We start from the raw sequence: 19,774 nt of genomic DNA on the forward strand, positions 1-19,774 counted from the left end.
TTACTTCTCCGTCTTCTGGGGCATGGTGAGGCAGTCGTCAGTTCCTGAGCAGCATTCTTCTGTCAGGAAGGCAATCAGAGCCTCAAGATTTTCATATCGAGCATGGCAAAAGAGCGTTCTGCCCTGACGTTCCTGGCGTACCAGAGAAACTGATATCAGCGATGAGAGATGATGGCTCAGCGTAGAGGCAGGGATGTCGAGCCGCTTCTGCAGTTCGCCAACCGGTAAACCTTCATGTCCGGCTTTAACCAGCTCTCTGTACACGCTCAGTCGTGTAGGATGTCCCAGCTCTTTCAGAGTGTCTGCTGCTTTTGAAAGCTCCATTTGCATCTCATTTCTATATTTCCGGAATTGTAGAAATATACCTAATTTCTTTTCCTGGTAAAAGAGAGGCAATGGTAGATGTCGGCACGCTCAGATTTAACCTACGAACTCTAACGACCGAAACTGTCTCTTAAACTTCTAACACATAAATCAAGTCGCGACATTTCGGACAAACCTTGTCCCCATGCCAGTGAGTATCGCACCAGCAGCATCGCCATTGCCGTATCGTCGTGTTAGTAGGTCGAAGGCGCATTTCTGGAGGCGGGATAGTTTTTGGCGAGGTTTCTTCTGGTACTGTTTGGAGCTTGTTAAATCGACATGTTTTAAGCCGAGCAACATTGTTGATATGCCTCGGTATGTGCACAAACGTTTTTGTAGATGTCAGAGGATTAAACTGAACACCGATCTGCAGTTTGCAGTAAATACAAAGCAATGAATCAAAATCAACCTGTTGAACAGATTCTGGTGTAACCCATTCACCATCTACGGTGACGGCGTGAGTGGCTAAGACGAAGTAATTCATCATGAACTCCGTAACAAATGAAAAAAGCCAGCATGGTTAGCTGGCTTTGTAGATAGAAGGGGGGAAGGAAGCATTACCGACTGTTACAACAGGTTAGGTTTACCGGCATATTTATGCTCTCTTCCTTTTTTTCAATGAACGTACTTCTCCGCGACCAAAGGTTCTGGCATTACCCGGAAGAACCAGACGTGCACAGGCATCGATTTTGGTGATGTAACTTAGCGCCTTAAGTAACCCCTTGTCCTTACTACTGTCACCGCGTTTCAGTTTGCCGAGGCAGCAGTCCTCATAACGCTCTTTGTAAGCGTTGCAGTTGTAGAACATGCCTTTACCTTTAGTAATAGTTTCATTCCAGTATCTCCCGAAAGCATGAGCAATCACGCCATCCTGTTGTGCCTTATTACCATTTAAGATAAATAGCATGTGGTAATGAAATTTACGTTGTGGGCCATATTCCAGTTTCCATACCGTCCCGAGGACATGGCGAAACATTGGATTCTTTTGCATATTGCGAAACAGCTGCTGACGGTGCTTACGGGCATCATCAGCAGTGATATCAGCTTTGTGTTCATTTGCCCATGATAAATCAACCCGCAAGACCAGCAGCCGGGAATGACGCTCCTGCAGATGTCTGATGTAATTCATCACTCCCTTAAGATTTTTAACCGAAGCCCTCTGATACTTTCTGCATGCTTTTTTAAATCCTGCCTGGCTCACAGTAAACCGGTAATCCTGTATCAGCTTATTCAGCATTTCTGCTGTGGTAACAGTGTCTGCCCCTGCTATTTTCCCGTTATGGACACGCGAATATAAATTGGCGCCAGTAAATAGACGCTGGAAGGTAGCTATACGTGGATTAGCTATTCGTACTTTCATTGCATCTTGTGGCAACATATTAAGATAACGGATGGCATCAAGAATGGTGACTGACTCAGCGCTCTCTTTGTATCCTGAACGGTTATACAGAATAGCGAAAGGTAACTTACGTCCTCTGCTGATAGTTTTAAGACAACTATCCAGTTGTTCTAATCTGAGTCTGAATTCATTGTCATCGGATATGGTGACATAGGGAGTATTATTCTCAATGTGATATTCAGCATGAGATAACAGGAATGATTCTGGTAAGGCCATAATGTATTTCTCTGAGACCGGTCAGCCATTGCTGACCGGCAATGTATTAGTGTGGTTATTGGATGAGTGTCTTTGTCTAATATTCAGTATGAATAGTTATATCAGAGGTAGTGTCTGTGTGATAACAAAGTATAAGTGTATAACACCTCAATGAGATGGGTATAAAGTGCTTATATGGGGTGATATTGTTTGATGATTGAGTGCATTAATGACCGATTGATAATGCATTAAATACAATAATAAATAAACCGTCTTTATAAATCACATAAAACCCATGAGCAACAAGGCACGCAAGTATAAAAGCATGGTGTAAAGTTAGTGACCTTTTTATCACTATCTTTAATTGTCTTTATGCTCTCGAGTCATTAATGCGGGCTTCTAACCATTCTTTTACTTCACGTTCAATCCAGCGGGAACTGCGGCCAAACTTTATAGGTTTTGGAAATTTCCCTTGCTGTGCCATTTTATAAAACCACTTATCAGACAGACTGGTCAGCTCGGTAATGAAAACCATATCAACGAACCGGTCTTTATAAATATCAATCTCTTTCATGACTTCTCCAAAAGAATTTAACATGAGGACGCCGGGCGGCATCCTTTCAAATGGATAGGTCAGGTATGTATGGTTTTACATTTCTACGGAGAGTCTCCATAGTGGTTGAAGAGTCATTACTGAAAGCATACAGGGACAGGTTATGGCCTTTCACTATGGCGATAAGGAAACTCTCCTTACATCCCTGTCTAAAAAAAGCTACTTTCTATGTAATTTGTCACTAGTACTGCACGTTTCATCAAAAAAAACACTACAAAAAAACTACGAAAAATCTACTTATTGACTATGCAATACACTACAACTATTATCAGTATAAAAATAATGGATATGCTGTAAATTGAGTCCGGAATTCAAAGAGGTAAAAGATGAGTTTAAGCAAAGGAAAGAATGAGGATTACAGGCTAAAAATAAAAACAAAAAGAGAACTATCCGTTTTTTATTGGTTTGTAATGGAAAATAAACCTATGGTCGATCGCTACCGTTCCTCACCTCTAAAAAACATGAAAAGAATAAATTCAATTTACCGAATGAATATACGGGATGCCTCTTTACTATTATCTGAAATTATCAGCGACTATTATTCAGGTGTCCTTGATGCTATACTTCATTATGAAAGAAAAATAGAAATTTTTCTTGACTCACTTCTTCCAGAATCAGAGTTTGAATGGTTCAGGAAAAATGAGCATGCTTGTTATTTTGTTTGGTTAAGTATTAAAAAATACTATCCTCAGCTATCTTCTGAAATGCTCAATATTCAACAGGAGGTTGCGCCACAAAAATTTAGCAATGTGCATTCTCTGGTTGACCTATCAGGTCTTGATAATTTTAGCCAAAAGAATCAGCATGCAATTGCATCGGAACCTTTTCTTTCAGAAATAAACTCGCTGCATGTACATCCCGCATCCCACAAAGAACGTTATAACTCTATCCTGTATTTCATGGATCTAGTTCCATCATACTTCATTGATAAATTATCATTTATAAAAAACATAAGGTCTCAATGGGATGTTAAGTTTAAAGCAAAACGTAAGTTAAATATCCCCGTGGAAAATACAGGTCTATGCCAGTGGGCCTGGGACTATATGAAAAATAAACCATCCATGAGGAAGCGCGTTTACAGTCAAGGCACAGAAGCGCCAGAGGGGGGAATTAAATTATCTGTTGAAGATTATTCACTCTCAATATGTTCTGCTGACGACAAATATGGCATCTGCAATAAGAATATGTCAGAAAGTACGGCACAGGAGGATTACAATAAATCACCTAACAATGACGCTGATAATGACAAGAGTTCAAAGCATGAAAGTGGCATAAAAAAGGTGAGTTATAAAACCATAGACCTTTTTCCGGAAAATGGCAGTTCTCTATCCAGTATTAATAGAATTGGCTGGCATGATGCATTTGAGATCATTCAGCCATCGACACCAAGAGAAACATATTTAGCTATCCATGCAGTCTGGATTTTCTATGTTGGAGGAACCTTCTTGGAACCAGAACTTTATAACCAGTTTAAGCGTGCCAGGGATACATACCTTACCCGTAAAAGAAAAAAAATAAAAATAATCAGAAATAAATTACAGGAGCTGAATTAGTCTGTGGGCAACTGGTGAGCTTATAACTTAGTATAAATTACCCCATAAAAGTGCCTTGAAAGTATTCCAGATCATTTCACATCTATATTACCCACATGAAGCCGTGCCAGTATGTATTACTGGCGCGACTTCTTCACATTGATCTATTGCACCGATCGATACTCAAGCAGTGATAGTTACTGACTATTAATAGCGAGGAATCGATCGTTTTATCAATAGAATATAACGATCAATTCCTGGAAACTGATCTGTAGTAACGATTATCCCATTCTCTCTCAAATGCATAGGATCAGGTGGCCTTTTGTACAGCAAAGGGCCATTTTTCGTTTGTAAAACAACAGTAAGGAATCTCTATGTTCAAGGTCACTTCTGCACTCTTTCTCAGTGCAACTTTGTTCACCACCGCTGCGCACGCGACCATTCAGGAACAGCAGTGGGGTAACTGGTTTGGTAATACCAGCGGAATGGAATTTGGTATTAATGCCGACAATGATGTTGGTGAGCGCATTACCTTCACTTGCATCGGAGGCCACCTGGGCATCACCTACAGCGTCCCAGCAAAGAACTATTCCATTTCTTCTGGGGCAGGTCTGAAAAAGCCAGGGTTGATCATCAACTCAACCCACTATCAATTAGGCGAAGCTGCATTTATGGCGCTCAAAAACACCAGTGATGAAGGAGTGCTGGAAGTCACTGAAGCCAAAAAACCATTGTCCAAACCGTTCAAAACTGTAGGTCTTCAGGAAGCGCTGAAAGAGGTAACCTGGCAGGACTGCATCAGCCGTTAAGCACCTTCTTCGCCTAATTCTCAAAACAGCACAGTTTGCTGTTTTAACCACTCGTTGCTGGAGTTCAGATACGTCCAGCAGAGCCAACGACAAACGTCCTCAGGGTGTCATCATGACAGAGTTTATTTCACGCTTATTTGTTATCTCAGTGCTTTCATTTCCGGCCCTAAGTTTTGCCATCACCATTCCCGGTAATATTCACCCAGAGCGATACACGTTCTTTCTAACAGATAGAGGCGGTGAAATGCTTCGCGAAATGAACGATGCGGCAGTCAGCGTAAAACTCAACAACAAAGTTGGTTTTAGCGCTGAGGCACAGAGCAAGGCTGCTGCTGCGAACATATCTCCTTTGCTGTACGCAGCATCACCCCTTGAACAGAACTTTATCCGCTACGACAGTAAACCGGTTAAGGCTCTGACTTGTCTCGTCACGACCCGCACTATGCCGGGTCAGAATAAAAATTACACATGGGAGGAAACCTACTGCCTTGATGAAACCGGTGCTGCTTACATCGGCACAAAAGGCTGGCCGTCACGTGCTATCGTCGAAAAGAGTTGCGAGGTGGGTGTCCCCAGTTGTCCTGTATATCTCGGTCTGAACAATGATCCACCGACCATGCGGAATGATGCTGCGCAATATATTCCTTACAACAGCAAACGCGTAAGTAGGAATAAAGAAAGTAACTCTGAGCCAAAACCAGCAGCTGGAGAAATGGTCGCAGAGCAGGACGGTTATGTGGTGAATTATGTAAAAGGTAGCAGTTGTGCTGACAACAAACTGGTTGTTAAAAACACAAGCTCCGGGAAAACCGCCGAAATTGCAGGATTAAATGGTTGCTCTTTTGACCCGAAGAAAAATGCAGTAATTATCTTCCCTCAAAATGAATACGTCGGCGTTTACAGTGGCCCCACAAACGCTTCTGAGGAAATAGCCTCAGTCGATCTCCCCTAATTACTCTTCTAGTCCGGTATAAGCTTCCTGCGATACCGGACGCCTTTTGGATCAACCTATGAAAACTAAAAAATCCCCGGACGATACAACGCCAGATGCAGAATCATTTGGGTTGACCTGGCCCGTTGTTTTCAGCGTCGCAGGCCTCACTCTGCTGAGAAGTAAGTCGGTCGTATGCCAGACAATGGGAGCCAGCCTGATGACCTATAGCCTGATAAGACTCATAAAAAAACTCGCCACGCTTGCCTGAAAAGTCCCAATCAGGCAACACGGTTTGTGTTCTAACACCTGTACCAGACGTACTATCACCTTCCGAAGCTCGCCTGGAAGCTAACTCTCGACAAAAGCTGAATCGTTCCTTTATCAAAGGGCTGGCTGCAATAGCAGAGGACAGAATCAATGATGATGCCTTTGTTTTATCGGTGTGCAGCAAAGCGTATGAACGCTTACCTCTGAACATAAGGCGAGTCGTTAAATACGAGTGGTGTCTTCGATACTTCCAGTACAGTAAACCCTTTATTCTGCAGCGATTACAACATCACCAGGCCGAAAAGCTAATACCACCGGCATTACCTGACAGAGAACTCTCGCCACAGCAGAGCCAGCCACCAGCCTCTCCCTGAACATTTTATCTTCCATCCAATGCCACTCTACTGGAGTGGCTTTTATGCCCGTTTTAAAAGGAATCAACTATGACCTGTTTAGCCAGCCGCTTTGGTGCAGTCAACCTTGTTCGTCGTGACCGCCCGTTAACTCGCGACGAACTGGCCCATTATGTGCCCAGTGTCTTCAGCGAAGAAAAGCATGAATCCCGTAGTGATCGCTATACCTACATCCCGACAATTACCCTTCTCGATAACTTGCAACGCGAAGGCTTCCAGCCATTCTTCGCGTGTCAAACCAGAGTCCGCGACCAGAGCAAACGAGAGCATACGAAGCACATGCTGCGCCTGCGTCGTGAAGGCCAGATTACTGGCAAACAGGTTCCCGAAATTATTCTGCTGAACAGTCACGACGGCTCCAGCTCATATCAGATGCTACCGGGGTTATTCAGAGCAGTTTGCCAAAATGGGCTGATTTGCGGTGAGAGTTTTGGCGAAGTACGCGTGCCGCATAAAGGCAACGTAGTAGAGAAAGTCATCGAAGGGGCCTACGAAGTACTGGGAATATTTGACCGAGTAGAAGAGAAACGCGATTCCATGCAGTCGCTTTTGTTGCCACCGCCCGCTCAGCAGGCTATGGCGAAAGCGGCGCTGACATATCGCTTCGGTGAGGAGCACCAACCGGTGACAGAGACGCAGATACTTTCCCCACGCCGCTGGCAGGATGAGAGTAACGACCTGTGGACCACTTATCAGCGCATTCAGGAAAACCTGATTAAAGGCGGTCTATCGGGGAGAACAACCAAAGGAAAGCGCGCCCATACCCGAGCAGTGAAAGGTATTGACGGTGATGTGAAGCTCAACCGGGCCCTCTGGGTGATGGCTGAGAATATGCTGCAGCTTGCTTCATGATCTCTTCCACTATTTTCCCTTAACGCCTTTCCGAAGATTCGGAAGGGCTTTTCTTTCTAAGGAGCAACCATGTCTACGATCAATTTATCCCCGGTATTTCCTGCAAACGAGCAGCGTGTCATCCAGCGAGCATTACGTCTGCTGGAGAAATACCAGCGTCAACCGAGTGAGTCATTTACCTCTACCAGCCTTACAAAAACTTGGCTGCAACTGCAGATGGCTCACCTGGAACGGGAAGTCTTCATCGTAATGTATCTCGACAATCAGCATTGCCTGCTGGAGCGAGAAACACTGTTTACCGGCACGCTCAACCATACCGAAGTGCATCCCCGCGAAGTGGTTAAATCAGCCCTGAAACATAACGCTGCTGCGGTCATTTTGGCGCATAACCACCCGTCCGGCACGACAGAAATCAGCCAGCAGGATAAACATGTCACTCAGCGAATTTCTAAAGCCTTGGCTCTGGTGGAAGTGCGTGTGCTGGATCATCTTGTGGTCGGGAACGAAGTGGTGTCTTTTGCTGAATGTGGCTTGTTATGAGGTGCAGAATGAAAATCATCAGTAAGCGCCAGGCGATGCATATTTATCGTCAGCATCCCGAATCCAAGTTATCTGCCTTCTGTACAGGTCACTACCAGTGGCATAGCAGTGTCTGCCATTACTACGGACGTGAAGTTCAGGATATCAGCGGCGTTCTCGCTGTTTTTGTTGAACGTCGTCAGGACCGGGCAGGCCCGTACGCCATTCTGCGCACGCGTGACAGTGAACTAATCAACCCACTCAGTCATTAAGGAATATATTAATGCAGTCGACTACCTTATCCGGCACATCGGCGGAGAACGCATCCTGCCTTCAGTGGGGTTTAAAACGTAATATCACGCCATGCTTCGGCGCTCGCTTGGTACAGGAAGGCAACCGCCTATACTTTCTGGCTGACCGGGCAGGATTTAATGGCTCATTCAGTGACGATGAAGCTTTGCGTCTGGACCAGGCATTTCCACTGATGATGAAACAGCTTGAGCGGATGCTGACGGCTGGCGAGCTTGATCCTCGCAGCCAGCACTGCGTCACACGGCATCACAACGGACTTACTTGTGAAGCTGACACTCTCGGCTCTCATGGCTACGTTTACATTGCCATATATCCCCAGTCAGCTCTAACCAGATAACACCTTCCTCTTCTTTTATCAGGGACTCAACACATGCATATTTCAACTGTACCGGCAACGGTGACGGTTTCGTCACGCCTGTCTCCTGTCCAAGTTTGGCAAAAACTATTAACGTATATTTTAGAGCATCATTACGGCCTCACGATCAACGACACACCGTTCAGTAACGATACGACGATTCAGGAACATATAGAGGCTGGAGTGAATCTTACTGATGCTGTTAATTTCCTTGTGGAACGATTCGAGCTGGTGCGCATTGACCAGAAGGGTTTCTCCTGGCAGGATCAAGAACCCTGGATAACATCTTTGGATGTTCATCGGGCACAGTTCAACCTTGGCTTGAAACGCTCATAAATCAGCCAACTGATCATTAAGGAAAACATGTGGGGGCATAATCGGGGGCATGTCAGTAAACCACATAGGAAAATAATCAATAAATTCAACATGATTAATCACCAAATGCGACTCCTGTGATCTCCGCCAACTTCTTGATTAAGTATCGTAAAAACCTTAACTCTACTTCTTAACAAAATGGGTTTCTTTTTTATTCTTGTAATATTCTCCAACAATTGACTTATATTCCTTAAAGCCGTTTTTTGTCAGAAATGGAACCATTTTATCCAAAGCTCCTTCACTAACAGTAATATTGACACCTTTATCCCGCAGTACCGAAAGAGAGTAGTTTAATAATAATGTCCCTAATCCAAATCCACTATACTTATCATCAACAAAAAAAGTAGATATTTTATATTCTGAGGGGTGTTTTTTTAAAACAGACAAACCCGCCAAATTTTCATCCACCGAAGCTGCAATAACAAATCGGCCAGTAGGAAAATTAAGATCTGACAAATCTCCCACCTCATCCGAATAAAGATGGTTGTTGAAGTAATTACAGCACACCGAACTATCTTTAACAACATCCTTTATTAACTTATGATTATACCAATTATTAAAATTTGGATAATAGTTATCGGCATTTTCAAAGAGTTTTTTTACGTGGCTATTTTGAAAATCAGAATAACTATCCAGTATCAATAGATTTATCTTCCCTATTGAAGAAGGGACATCTATCTTTAAATCCTCAAAAGCTTTTTTATCATAACTTTTAAGTACATGCATTCCCTCCTCCTTAAAATCAATATAAACATAGCACTATTATAGGATAAAAATTATTTTTACTCAACTTTTAAACCATTCGAAATGCCACTTCAGAAAATCGTAAATTAAGTTACTTAAAATGCTAATAACAATTATCAATGTGATGTATATGCATATAGTCAAAAATGGGGATTCAGTTTGCTTAAACTTAGCTACAGCAATAAAGTCGGTTATTTTATGACCATTGTTTTTTCTATCATTACCCATAGTATTAGAACAAGTTCCTGTGCCAGTACTTGCTGTTGCAATCGATTTATTACAATCTTTTTCCCAATGATATATCATAGAAGATTGTTCTTTCTTGAAAGTATTTCCTTCGAAATATTTTTGCCAAGTTTCCCCTTCTAATATTCTGCATTTTTTATAACTTTGCCCTGAATGAGATAATTGATATTCATCTGTTTCATCACGAATGACAAAAAGATGATACTTCAATGGACAAGCACAGGCATTAGCCAGACTAATTCTTACATCTTTTGGAAGAACACGAAGCTCATTAACTCGAAAATCTATTACCACTAATTCATCTTTAAGTGGCTTAAGATATTTATCAGAATTTTCAGTTTTATGGATGAGTACCTTAATTTCTTCCTCAGTTAAGCCATCCAAACGAAAGCGTATATAATATTTTAGTCCATCATTGTCGCCAATCTGTGCAAGAGACGTACGATCGATAATGCACTTGGAAAGTTTAAAAGATATTTTAGTGAACTCATGGTTCACGACCACGTTAACCCGATCATCATATCTGCCATCAAGATCATTAAAATCTAAACTAGTATTTAATGCCAAAGGAGAGTCAAGATTGGAAGCTAAGTTGTAAACTACGTGTTTTGTTTTCACATTGCGAGTAACAGAAATATGATCATTAAAAATAGCTGACACTAGATCTTTATCCGCTTCCATATTAACGCTTAAATCTTTAATTCTATCCTTAGGAATAGAGAAAGGAATAAATATATTCAAAGAACTATCATTAAATTCATACCCTTTGCATGAAAATTTAATACCAAGATCAATGCAATTAATTAAAGGGTTTCTTGTGCACCAAAAATTGATATGTAATTCATCTATACTTACTGACAATTTTTCATTATTATCTATCTTATCTTCTACCCAAACAGCGAAGCTTTTAGCCATGTCGAAACCTATTCTAATGAGCATTAAACCAAGATATTCTCATGAAATTATAACACAAAACAAAACAATTGAAATCAGAAAGAAAATAGGTAAGTCCTTTACGCCTAACTCTTATATATTCATTTACTCATCTTCACCAGACAAGAAAATCATTGGCTTCTTTCAAATAGATGCAATAATAAGATTTGATAAAGATTCAATCGATGATAATCTTTTGATGAAATCATGTTTAACCAAAAAAGAAATGATCGACTATATCGAAAACGAAAAAGCCTTTGGTATAAAAATCAAGAACGTTAATGTTATCCAACCAATTACTCTCGATGAAATGAAAACATTATTTAAAGATTTTACTCCACCACAGTCATTTAGGTATATTGACCCAAACATGCTGGTATTTTTGAAAAAAAGATTAAAGGATAATGCTATCCCTTAGGTTTAATATTTTTTTGATCAAAGCCTCTCTCGCCAGCTCCTTGAACCAGCTGGCGAGACTCACGCCTTCCTCAGCAGCCCACTGCTCCTTCAATGCCGGATCAATTCGCATCTTAAACTGCGGAGACTGCGCGCCGCCTTTTGGTTTTTTTTCACGCGATATGATTGACATGAGGCCACCTAAACCTCCTGTATTTGCAACGCTCCGATGTGCAGGAACACAGCCGGAGCGTCTAACCTCACCAACTATCAAGGAGTTGATTATGGCTGATTCGCATTCTACCCCAGACACCGACCAATCCGGAACCGAGCGTTCGTTAATTGTGGGATATCACCCGAATGTTTTCGACAAATCCACGCCGAAAATCATCCTTTCCGGCAAGTGGCTGCGCGCGGCGGGTTTTGATACCGGACAGCAGGTCACAGTAAAGGTGATGAAAGGTTGTATCGTTCTGGTGGCGTACAACGAGCAGGAGCAGAGGTTGCAGGATGATTATAAACGGACGAAAGCAAAGCTTATTGAGATAGAGGACGCGCTTGCAGCGATTCAAACTCCACGTCCTGGAAAGCGCCTCGCAAAATCAAATACAAACCACCTGGCTTAGCGGCTGTTTCTGGCATACTACGAACTTACCGACATCAACCTTATAGGGTGGGGGCAGCATGACATATGAAGAATTAATTAATTCACCAGCCGGTGAGTTTGTCATGTTTGCCAGCAAGGATGGAAAAGTTCGCATTGAATGCCGCTTCGAAAGCGATACGTTGTGGCTCTCACAGGCTACGATCTGTGAGTTATACGGCAAAGCCAAAGCAACGATCAGTGGGCATATCAAAAATATTTTTGATGAGGGTGAGCTGGTCGAAAATTCAGTTGTTCGGTTTTACCGAACAACTGCCAGCGATGGTAAAGTATATAACGTTCAATACTTTAGCCTGCCCGTCATTCTCGCCATCGGCTATCGCGTCCGCTCCACGCGAGGCACACAGTTCCGCCAGTGGGCCACCCAAACGCTGCAGGAATATCTGGTTAAAGGCTTCGTTATGGACGACGAGCGCCTGAAAAACCCGCCAGTGGGATCATCCGCCGTACCTGACTATTTCGATGAAATGCTGGAACGCATTCGCGATATACGGGCCAGCGAACGCCGGATCTATCTCCGCGTGAGGGAGATTTTTGCATTAGCCGCTGATTATCAGCCGTCGCTCAAAGAAACCACGCAATTCTTCCAGACCATCCAGAATAAAGTGCATTTTGCCTGCACGGGCCACACCGCTGCTGAGTTGATTCACCAGCGCGCCGATGCCTCTCAACCGCATATGGGGCTGACCAGCTATAAAGGCGAAGAAGTCCGTAAAAGCGATGTCATCACCGCAAAAAATTATCTGTCTCAGGATGAAGTCAGCGAACTAAATCGCGTCGTTAATATGTGGCTCGATTTTGCCGAAGATCAGGCCAAACGCCGCAAGCAGGTATTTTTACGAGACTGGCAAACCAAACTCGATCAGTTCCTGCAATTTAACGACCGGGACGTTTTAGAAGGGTCAGGCAAAATCAGCAAGAAAGCGGCCGATGACAAGGCGTGCTCAGAATACATTGAGTATGAAAAGAAGCAGCGCCTGCTGAAAGAAGCCGAAGGTGAGAAAGATATCATCGGCTTATTAAAATGGGATAAGCAGGCTAAGCGCTAATCCCGATTCAACCGCATATGCAACAACGGATACGGATTCCCCTGCCCGTCCACTTCCGAGCGTCCGACCTGCTCAAACCCCATATGGCGATAAAACGCGACGCCCTGCGGGTTCTGCTCATTTACGTCCACCTCGTTCGCGCCGAACGCTGCGATGGCATGTTGTAGCAGCAATTTCCCGACGCCCTTCCCCCGGCTTGCGTCATCAACAAACAGCATTTCAATGCGATTTTCATCCACGCCTAAAAAGCCGTGAATGTCGCCTGCTTCATCGCGAGCGATCACGACCTTGAGGTTAGGCAGATAGGCGTTAAGCAATAGCGGGCGCAGCGCCGCAATATCGCTTTCCTGTAAAAAGTGATGGGTGGCGCGGACGGAGGATTCCCAGATCGCGACCAGACGTTCGAAGTGTGCGGGGTGTGCGGTTTCTATTTTCATGGGGGGATCATGTGCTGATAAGTAAGTTAATTCAAGTCACTCCTTGCGCTCTGTTCCCCCTCACCCTAGCCCTCTCCCTCAGGGAGAGGGAACTGACCGTGCGGTTTTTCATCCCCTACCCTGATCTCCATCACCGCATACACCCCGTCCTTCGCCACGATCACGGTGACGTTTTCCACCGGCACGCCTGCCGCGAGGTGGATGTCCTGCAGCTGCTGCAGCGTCCTCGGGTGAATATCCTCCCAGCCGATACCCCGCAGCACAAAGTCAATTTGCGGGCTGCTGGTGAGCATGTTCGACACAATCACCGCCCCGCCGGGCTTGACCAGCCGCAGCGCGCGCTGGAGGAAAGTCACCGCATCGGTGTCGTTGAAGTATTCAAAAATCCCCAGCGCGTCGACCAGTTCGGCCTGATGCTCGCCCAGCTCCAGCAGCAGGTCCTCGTTACGCACAAGCGTATGGAGCAGGTTGCGCCTGAGCAGCGTTAGCTGTTCGCCCACCACAATGCCTTCCTGCGCCGCCATGGTTTCCGCCCAGCTCAGCGCTACGGGGTCTTTGTCCACCAGCGTGAGATAGACCTGCTGGCCATCAAGCTTTGCTTCGCGCAGCGCCTCCAGCACCGGGATGGCGGCACCGCTCGCGAGGCTGATCCAGTTGTTCTCGCTCTCATTGTGAATGTATTTATCCACCAGCGCGGCCAGCACCCTGGCGCGGGAACGCACGCCAACCGCATCGTTCGCGTGGATAAACCACTGGCGGCTGTCGCTGTCCATTTTTGTTCCGTCGGGCAGGCGGTCTTCCAGCGGGTTTTGCACCACAAACAGCGCCAGCGCGGATGGCACCAGCCGGGTGCGCCACGCGGTGAGGGCCGGGCGGTTGCGAAAGGCCTGTTCGGAATAGCGGTTCTGCGGGACAAGCACGGCCTGCCCGCCTTCGTCGTATTCCACCCTCGGAGGCCGGACCGCTGGCTCGGCTTTCAGCGCACGGTCAAGGGAGGCGATCTCACGGGCAGTATCGTCTTTCATCGGCCACTGGTCGCTGACGTCGGGAAATGACGCGCTAAAAATCGTCATATTTTCCGGCGCATCGCCGCGAAAAGGCTGCCAGTTCATGTCGTCTTCCCTCCGTTAGGCTTTTAACGGAAGTCTATCCAGGCGAGCCAGTAATGCCCCAGGAAGAAAGCACGATTTTTATTGCTTCACCCAAACCAGCTGGTCAACCCGGAAGCCCAGGCTGCGCGCGGTATTCAGGTAATCCTGCTTCACCGCATCCGGGATCGTCGGCGTGCGCGACAGGATCCACAGGTAGTCGCGGTTCGGCCCGCTGACCAGCGCGTACTGGTACTTATCGTCCAGCCTGATCACGTTATAGCCGCCGTAGAACGGGCCGAAGAAGGAGACCTTCAGCGCGGCCGTGGTCGGTTCGCCGGTAAAGTACGCTTTCCCCTCGCTCTCGTTCCACTTGTTCTTCACCGGATCGTAACCCCGGTTGAGGACGCTGATGCCGCCGTCGCTGCGCTTGCCGTAGGTGGCGGTTACCTGCTCCAGCCCGCGCTCAAAGCGGTTTTCCAGACGGGCGACTTCGTACCATTTGCCGAGATAGCGGCTGGCGTCAAAACCGGAAATCGGCTGCACGCCTTTCGGCGGCGTAGGGGATTTACAGGCGACCAGCGTCAGCGCAATGGCAACGCCGGTCACAACAGGCCATAGCTTCATGAGAATTCCTTTCATTTGCACGGTTGGATGTTAAGTGTAGTGCACCGTTTCGGCGCTTCATCCCGTTCGGGAAAATTCGTAGTATATTGAGAGTATTCCTCCACTCTGGACACGGACATGGCTTACTCCATCGGCGAATTCGCCCGACTCAGCGGCATCACCGCCACCACCCTGCGGGCGTGGCAGCGTCGCTATGGTTTACTCAAGCCACAGCGCACGGAAGGCGGCCACCGCCAGTACAGCGATGAGGACGTCCAGCAGGCGCTCAAAATCCTCGACTGGGTAAAAAAAGGCGTCCCGATCGGCCAGGTCAAACCGCTGCTGGAACGCCCAACGCCGGGACGGACTAACAACTGGCAAACCCTGCAGCAGAACATGCTGCAACGCCTGCAGGACGGCAAAGTCGAGTCCCTGCGCCAGATGATTTACGACGCCGGACGCGAATACCCAAGGCCGGAGCTGGTCGCGAACGTGCTGCGCCCGCTGCGCAGCCAGGTCTCGGCCAACGTCGCCGCCGCCATGACCCTGCGCGCGATCCTCGACGGCATCATCATGGCCTATACCTCGTTTTGCCTCGAAGGCGATAAAAAAGCCCCGGGCGACAACATTCTGCTCAGCGGCTGGCACCTGAACGACGCCTGCGAGATCTGGCTCGAAGCCTTAACGCGCACCGGACAGGGACACCGAATCGATATTCTGCCCTCGCCTCCGGCCGCGCTGGCCCCGGAAATTTTCCCGGAGCGCAAATGGCTTCTGGTCACCAGCGGCAAGCTCACCGCGGCGCGGAAAAAGCAGGTGGAGCAGTGGCAGCAGCAGCTATCGCTTGAAGTGATTATCCTCTGATCATTTTCTCCTGCGGGAATCTTCACGAAAAGTTGAATATTTTCCCGCGCCGCAGATGCTAACGTTTTCCTGTGATGAATAACTCCACAGGAAAACACCATGAAAAAAACTACCCCTCTGCTGATCCTGGCCGCGATGGCCTTTACCCCTGCCGCCCTTAGCGCCGCTCCGGCTGGCACCCTGAGCGTACACATCCTCGACCAGCAAACCGGCACGCCTCCACCGGGCGTCACCGTCACGCTGGAAAAGCAGCAGCAGGACAAATGGACCCCGATCGCCAGCGGTAAAACCGACCAGGACGGACGCATCAAATCGCTCTATCCGCAGGATCAGGACATGCAGCCCGGCGTGTATAAAGTGACCTTCAAAACCGCAGAGTACTTCCACGGCAAAAAGCTCGACTCCTTCTTCCCGGAGATCCCGGTGTTGTTTACCGTGACCCGCACCAACGAGAAGCTGCACATCCCGCTTCTGCTGAGCCAGTACGGTTACTCGACCTACAAGGGCAGTTAAGACGCATTGATTCTAAAGGAATAAAAAAAATAGTTCCGCGAATACTTGGACAAATTAGTCATGTTGTGTAAGTTTTAATTATATGAACGGGAGGACTACACCATGACGACGAAACCAGTGCTCGGTATTAGCGGATGTTTGACCGGATCCGCCGTTCGCTTTGACGGCGGACACAAGCGTATGGGCTTCGTCATGGATGAGCTGGCCCAGTGGGTGAATTTCAGGCCCGTTTGCCCGGAAATGGCCATCGGCCTACCGACCCCTCGCCCGGCGCTGCGCCTGATCGTGACGGAACATGGTGAAAAGCAGATGCGCTTCAGCCATGCGCCTCACGAAGACGTTACGCAGAAAATGGCAGACTTTACGGCAGATTTTTTGCCGAAAATCGGCGATCTCGCTGGTTTTATCGTCTGTGCTAAATCCCCAAGCTGCGGCATGGAGCGCGTGCGGCTGTACGATGAAAACGGCAACCGGGGCCGCAAGGAGGGGGTCGGGCTGTTCACCGCCGCCCTCCTTGAAACCTGGCCGTGGCTGCCGGTGGAAGAGGACGGACGCCTGCACGACCCTGTGCTGCGGGAAAACTTCGTCGAACGTGTCTTTGCGCTGCACGAACTGAACACGCTGCGTAAAAACGGCCTCACGCGCCGCGCGCTGCTGGACTTCCACAGCCGTTACAAACTCCAGCTGCTGGCGCACCATCAGGCGGGTTACCGTGAAATCGGCCCGTTCGTTGCCTCGCTGCACGAGTGGGAAGACCTGGACGCCTTCTTCGTGGCATACCGGGAAAAGCTGATGACCATTCTGAAGAAACCCGCCTCGCGGAAAAATCACACCAACGTGCTGATGCATATTCAGGGGTATTTCCGTAACCAGCTGAACACCCGCCAGCGCGGCGAGCTGCGCGACGTGATCCTGCACTATCGCAACGGACAGTTGCCTATCCTGGCTCCAATCACGCTGCTGAAGCACTACCTGGCCGAATACCCCGACCGGTATCTGATGACGCAAAACTACTTTGATCCCTATCCTGATGATTTGGGTCTGCGTCTGGCAGTCAAGTGATCATAAAAATGCGAAGGCCCCATTGACCCATAGAGGCCCAAAGCAGTACCCCGTTTAGACGACATCCTCACTGTCGTCTCTTTTTTGCTTTTTATCTAAAATACTGTGATTATATACAGGCTCATTCTGCATAAAGGGGCCTGCCTGTGATTAACACCCTGCACATTCAAAACTACCGCTCCATCCGCGATATGTCGCTGGAGCTGGAGCAGCTAAACATCGTCTTCGGGCCGAACGGTACCGGGAAATCGAATATCTACAAGGCGATACACCTGATGCACAGCGCCGCCCAGGGGCAGTTTTCCCAGGCGCTGGCGAATGAGGGCGGCATTCTGAAGGTGTTCTGGGCAGGTAAAACCCGCAGCGACCAGCTGCGGCGGATGAACCTCGCGGTGGAAACAGAGACCTACGAATACGAGCTGCAGGTCGGGTTTGTGGAGAAGCTGCCCTATCCCTCGCAGTTTCAGCTCGATCCGGTGATCAAAGAAGAATCCATCTGGCTGAGCGGCCAGCACCGTCGTCCTTCGTCACAGCTGATGAAGCGTAAGAACCAGGCGGTGTTTTTGAACAACGTGCATCACGAGAAAGTGACCCACAGCGGTACGCTGTATGAGAACGAATCGGTATTCGGGCAGCTCGGCGAACCGCATCTTTACCCGGAAGTGTCCCAGATGCGCGAGTCCCTGCGTAACTGGCGCTTTTATCATGAGTTTTCTGTATCAATCGGCTCGGCGATGCGGGCTCCGCAGGTCGGTTTCCGCTCCCCGGTGCTCGCCAGCGACGGCGCCAACCTGGCGGCCGCGTTTCAGACTATCGTGGAGATTGGCGACGAGCTGCTGCTGATGCGCATCCTCGACCAGGCCTTCCCAGGCTGCGTGTTTTACAGCGACAACACCGGCGGACGTTTTCGCATGATGATGCAGCGCGAGGGGCTGAGCAGACCGCTGGAACCCGCGGAGTTCTCCGACGGCACCCTGCGCTTTCTGTGCCTGGCTGTGGCGCTGCTAAGCCCGCGCCCACCGGCGTTTATCGCGTTGAACGAACCGGAAAACAGCCTGCACCCGCAGATGCTGCCCGCGCTGGCGAGCTTAATCGCCGAGGCCAGCCGCTACTCGCAGATCTGGCTCACCAGCCACTCGCCGGAGCTGGCGAAGCTGATTGAGAAGCAGCGATCGTTTTCGCTGTACCAGCTGTCGATGGTTGAGGGGGAGACGCGGGTGGAGAGGCTGGGGTAAACGCCGGGTGGCGCTGCGCTTACCCGGCCTACAAATGAGTCCGAAACGTCTTTCGCCACTCAGCCGGACTGACCCCAAAACGCGCCTTAAACTGCTGTCGCCAGGTGACGGCGGAATTAAATCCCACCAGCTCGGCCACGCGCTCAATCGGCATATTTCCGGCTTCCAGCAGGATCTGGCTGCGCCGCAGGCGTTCGGCGGTAAGCCAGTCGGCGACGCTCATCCCCGTAGCGTTAACAAAATGACGGGTCAGGGTACGGCGGCTCATCGAAACGACCTCTGCCAGCGAGTCCAGACTATGCGGTTCGGTGATGTGCTGCTGAAGATAGTCGATCAGGCAGTTAATGCGTCCGTCGCGGGTATCCTTGGGTACCGGCTGGGCGATGAACTGCGCCTGACCGCCCTCACGGTGGGGCGGAACAATCATCCGACGGGCAATCTGGTTGGCGACCACGCTGCCAAAGCGCTGGCGAATGATATACAGGCAGCAGTCCAGCGCAGCGGCGGTTCCGGCTGAAGTGATGATATGGCCGTCATCCACGTAAAGGGCATTAATATCCAGCTGAACGTTCGGGAAGAGCGACTGGAACTGATGTTCGAACTCCCAGTGGGTGGCAGCACGTTTGCCGTCGAGGAGCCCAGCATAGGCCAGCACAAACGACCCCAGACACAGTCCGACGATTTCCGCGCCGTAGTCTCTCGCCTGCACCAGGCTGTCGAGCAGCGTCTGGGGCGGGCGTTCAAGGACGTGCTGCCAGTAGGGAACGACGACAATATCGGCCTGACCAATGGCGGTAAAGTCCTGCGTGGCGTTGAGAGCAAATCCGTCTTTTGAGGTGAGAAAACCCGGCGTTTCGGCGCAGATCGTCACGTTAAAGCGCTTTTCACCGGAGACCGAATCACCAAACAGAATGCAGGGAACGGAGTAGTGGAACGGGCTGAACCCGTCTACCGCGACAATCGCGACGTTGATTAGCGACATCTGTCTCTCCTTTCCCT

25 protein-coding genes and 1 pseudogene are annotated in these 19,774 nt (G+C 48.3%); 15 read left to right on the forward strand and 11 right to left on the reverse strand.

The features are described from left to right. The 4 genes from RVY89_RS18875 to RVY89_RS18890 form a co-directional block, all read right to left on the reverse strand. Positions 1-324: an ArsR/SmtB family transcription factor gene (locus RVY89_RS18875; RefSeq protein WP_025760241.1), complete on the reverse strand. Its 324-nt coding sequence runs from the start codon at positions 322-324 to the stop codon at positions 1-3. Positions 325-454: 130 nt separating this feature from the next. Then, positions 455-850, reverse strand: coding sequence for a putative zinc ribbon protein (locus RVY89_RS18880; protein WP_129996982.1), 396 nt, complete (start codon positions 848-850; stop codon positions 455-457). Positions 851-958: 108 nt separating this feature from the next. Further along, positions 959-1,978, reverse strand: coding sequence for a YagK/YfjJ domain-containing protein (locus tag RVY89_RS18885; protein WP_126498995.1), 1,020 nt, complete (start codon positions 1,976-1,978; stop codon positions 959-961). Positions 1,979-2,327: 349 nt separating this feature from the next. Beyond that, a complete protein-coding gene (locus RVY89_RS18890; protein WP_063448364.1) occupies positions 2,328-2,531 on the reverse strand; it encodes a helix-turn-helix transcriptional regulator in 204 nt (67 codons plus the stop codon). A gap of 365 nt (positions 2,532-2,896) precedes the next feature. Between RVY89_RS18890 and RVY89_RS18895 the strand changes: the two genes are divergently transcribed. The 8 genes from RVY89_RS18895 (at position 2,897) to RVY89_RS18930 (ending at position 8,899) form a co-directional block, all read left to right on the forward strand. Next, entirely contained in the window at positions 2,897-4,123 is a 1,227-nt protein-coding gene (locus RVY89_RS18895; protein WP_286452203.1) for a hypothetical protein, read from the forward strand. Positions 4,124-4,476: 353 nt separating this feature from the next. Then, on the forward strand, positions 4,477-4,911 hold the full coding sequence (locus RVY89_RS18900) for a hypothetical protein (RefSeq protein ID WP_126498992.1): 435 nt from the start codon (positions 4,477-4,479) through the stop codon (positions 4,909-4,911). Between the two features lie 112 nt (positions 4,912-5,023). Further along, complete coding sequence (locus tag RVY89_RS18905) at positions 5,024-5,863, forward strand: hypothetical protein (protein WP_063448361.1); 840 nt, start codon at positions 5,024-5,026, stop codon at positions 5,861-5,863. Between the two features lie 692 nt (positions 5,864-6,555). Further along, complete coding sequence (locus RVY89_RS18910; RefSeq protein WP_126498990.1) at positions 6,556-7,377, forward strand: DUF932 domain-containing protein; 822 nt, start codon at positions 6,556-6,558, stop codon at positions 7,375-7,377. Between the two features lie 69 nt (positions 7,378-7,446). After that, a complete protein-coding gene (radC, locus tag RVY89_RS18915) occupies positions 7,447-7,917 on the forward strand; it encodes a RadC family protein (RefSeq protein ID WP_484826142.1) in 471 nt (156 codons plus the stop codon). Positions 7,918-7,925: 8 nt separating this feature from the next. Next, positions 7,926-8,168, forward strand: coding sequence for a DUF987 domain-containing protein (locus RVY89_RS18920; protein ID WP_126498988.1), 243 nt, complete (start codon positions 7,926-7,928; stop codon positions 8,166-8,168). An 11-nt stretch (positions 8,169-8,179) separates the two neighbouring features. Continuing rightward, positions 8,180-8,545, forward strand: coding sequence for a type IV toxin-antitoxin system YeeU family antitoxin (locus RVY89_RS18925; protein ID WP_125372192.1), 366 nt, complete (start codon positions 8,180-8,182; stop codon positions 8,543-8,545). A gap of 33 nt (positions 8,546-8,578) precedes the next feature. Next, positions 8,579-8,899: a TA system toxin CbtA family protein gene (locus RVY89_RS18930; RefSeq protein ID WP_023305176.1), complete on the forward strand. Its 321-nt coding sequence runs from the start codon at positions 8,579-8,581 to the stop codon at positions 8,897-8,899. Between the two features lie 162 nt (positions 8,900-9,061). On the opposite strand, the gene RVY89_RS18935 is transcribed toward RVY89_RS18930, so the two are convergent. Beyond that, entirely contained in the window at positions 9,062-9,664 is a 603-nt protein-coding gene (locus tag RVY89_RS18935) for a GNAT family N-acetyltransferase (protein ID WP_484826143.1), read from the reverse strand. A gap of 60 nt (positions 9,665-9,724) precedes the next feature. Then, complete coding sequence (locus RVY89_RS18940; RefSeq protein ID WP_484826144.1) at positions 9,725-10,843, reverse strand: hypothetical protein; 1,119 nt, start codon at positions 10,841-10,843, stop codon at positions 9,725-9,727. Here RVY89_RS18940 and RVY89_RS18945 point away from each other — a divergent pair. Beyond that, complete coding sequence (locus tag RVY89_RS18945) at positions 10,842-11,279, forward strand: ASCH domain-containing protein (protein ID WP_484826145.1); 438 nt, start codon at positions 10,842-10,844, stop codon at positions 11,277-11,279. The genes RVY89_RS18940 and RVY89_RS18945 overlap by 2 nt on opposite strands. Here the strand turns inward: RVY89_RS18945 and RVY89_RS18950 are convergent. Next, a pseudogene (locus tag RVY89_RS18950) lies at positions 11,269-11,450 on the reverse strand (hypothetical protein). The gene RVY89_RS18945 and the pseudogene RVY89_RS18950 overlap by 11 nt on opposite strands. Positions 11,451-11,541: 91 nt before the next feature. On the opposite strand from RVY89_RS18950, the gene RVY89_RS18955 reads away from it, so the two are divergent. Both RVY89_RS18955 and RVY89_RS18960 read left to right on the forward strand, forming a co-directional pair. Next, a complete protein-coding gene (locus RVY89_RS18955; RefSeq protein ID WP_484826146.1) occupies positions 11,542-11,883 on the forward strand; it encodes a SymE family type I addiction module toxin in 342 nt (113 codons plus the stop codon). 58 nt (positions 11,884-11,941) lie between these two features. Continuing rightward, entirely contained in the window at positions 11,942-12,970 is a 1,029-nt protein-coding gene (locus RVY89_RS18960) for a virulence RhuM family protein (protein ID WP_484826147.1), read from the forward strand. Here RVY89_RS18960 and RVY89_RS18965 read toward each other — a convergent pair. The 3 genes from RVY89_RS18965 to RVY89_RS18975 form a co-directional block, all read right to left on the reverse strand. Next, on the reverse strand, positions 12,967-13,407 hold the full coding sequence (locus tag RVY89_RS18965; protein WP_484826148.1) for an acetyltransferase: 441 nt from the start codon (positions 13,405-13,407) through the stop codon (positions 12,967-12,969). The genes RVY89_RS18960 and RVY89_RS18965 overlap by 4 nt on opposite strands. Positions 13,408-13,472: 65 nt before the next feature. Next, positions 13,473-14,519 carry a class I SAM-dependent methyltransferase gene (locus tag RVY89_RS18970; protein WP_484826149.1) on the reverse strand — a complete coding sequence of 349 codons (1,047 nt, stop codon included), beginning with the start codon at positions 14,517-14,519 and terminating at the stop codon, positions 13,473-13,475. Positions 14,520-14,597: 78 nt separating this feature from the next. Further along, entirely contained in the window at positions 14,598-15,122 is a 525-nt protein-coding gene (locus RVY89_RS18975) for a lipocalin family protein (RefSeq protein ID WP_033147067.1), read from the reverse strand. Between the two features lie 117 nt (positions 15,123-15,239). Between RVY89_RS18975 and RVY89_RS18980 the strand changes: the two genes are divergently transcribed. The 4 genes from RVY89_RS18980 to RVY89_RS18995 all read left to right on the forward strand — a co-directional run bounded on the left by RVY89_RS18980 (position 15,240) and on the right by RVY89_RS18995 (position 18,775). After that, positions 15,240-15,965 (forward strand): MerR family transcriptional regulator, encoded by a 726-nt coding sequence (locus tag RVY89_RS18980; protein WP_484826150.1) that lies wholly within the window; start codon positions 15,240-15,242, stop codon positions 15,963-15,965. A gap of 99 nt (positions 15,966-16,064) precedes the next feature. Then, complete coding sequence (uraH, locus tag RVY89_RS18985; RefSeq protein WP_484826151.1) at positions 16,065-16,478, forward strand: hydroxyisourate hydrolase; 414 nt, start codon at positions 16,065-16,067, stop codon at positions 16,476-16,478. A 102-nt stretch (positions 16,479-16,580) separates the two neighbouring features. Further along, positions 16,581-17,540 (forward strand): YbgA family protein, encoded by a 960-nt coding sequence (locus RVY89_RS18990; protein WP_484826152.1) that lies wholly within the window; start codon positions 16,581-16,583, stop codon positions 17,538-17,540. 146 nt (positions 17,541-17,686) lie between these two features. Beyond that, entirely contained in the window at positions 17,687-18,775 is a 1,089-nt protein-coding gene (locus tag RVY89_RS18995) for an AAA family ATPase (RefSeq protein WP_047059659.1), read from the forward strand. 28 nt (positions 18,776-18,803) lie between these two features. On the opposite strand, the gene RVY89_RS19000 is transcribed toward RVY89_RS18995, so the two are convergent. Continuing rightward, entirely contained in the window at positions 18,804-19,757 is a 954-nt protein-coding gene (locus RVY89_RS19000; protein WP_484826153.1) for a GlxA family transcriptional regulator, read from the reverse strand. Positions 19,758-19,774 lie beyond the last annotated feature (17 nt).

The organism is Enterobacter sp. 3U4 (assembly GCF_057224565.1).